The organism is Pseudomonas sp. 2995-1, assembly GCF_002742505.1.
Lineage (GTDB): Bacteria > Pseudomonadota > Gammaproteobacteria > Pseudomonadales > Pseudomonadaceae > Aquipseudomonas > Aquipseudomonas sivasensis.
The window spans coordinates 1-920 of the sequence record NZ_LJSA01000692.1 but is presented as its reverse complement, the minus strand read 5'-3'; the positions used below and the strand labels follow the sequence as shown (position 1 = coordinate 920).

The window sequence follows — 920 nt, the reverse complement described above, 5'->3', positions numbered from 1 at the left end:
GTTCAACTAAGTGTCTTAGAAGAAGGCTAATGAATGACGCCAAAAAAGCTTCTTAAAACCTATTATAGGTTTTAAGCAAAGAGGACCAAGTTATTCGAGGAAGCAAGCTGATGAACGACTGAGCGTATTTTAATACGTGAAGAAGTGAAGCGACGTAGCTGACGAAGAAGAGCGAAGGTCATCTACAGCTTAAATGGTTAAGCTAGAAAGGGCGCACGGTGAATGCCTTGGCACTAGGAGCCGATGAAGGACGGGACGAACACCGAAATGCTTCGGGGAGCTGTAAGTAAGCTTTGATCCGGAGATATCCGAATGGGGGAACCCACCATCCGTAATGGGATGGTATCCATACCTGAATCCATAGGGTATGAGAAGGCAGACCTGGGGAACTGAAACATCTTAGTACCCAGAGGAAGAGAAAGAAAATTCGATTTCCTGAGTAGCGGCGAGCGAAACGGAAAGAGCCCAAACCAAGAGGCTTGCCTCTTGGGGTTGTAGGACACTCCATACGGAGTTACAAAGAAACGGCGTAGATGAAGCGATCTGGAAAGATCCGCGAGACAAGGTAACAGCCCTGTAGTCGAAATGTCGTTTCCTCCGGAGTGTATCCTGAGTACGGCGGGACACGTGAAACCCCGTCGGAATCTGGGAGGACCATCTCCCCAGGCTAAATACTCCCTAGTGACCGATAGTGAACCAGTACCGTGAGGGAAAGGTGAAAAGCACCCCGGGAGGGGAGTGAAATAGATCCTGAAACCGTGTGATCTACCCATGTCCAGGGTGAAGTCCAGGTAACACTGGATGGAGGCCCGAACCCACGCACGTTGAAAAGTGCGGGGATGAGGTGTGGGTAGGGGTGAAATGCCAATCGAACACGGAGATAGCTGGTTCTCCCCGAAATAGCTTTAGGGCTAGCCTCG

General features: G+C 50.1%; 1 rRNA gene. It reads left to right on the top strand.

Annotated features, from left to right (window positions below):
- Positions 1-195 precede the first annotated feature (195 nt).
- A 23S ribosomal RNA gene (locus tag AOA61_RS30730) occupies positions 196-920 on the top strand; the annotation flags it as partial.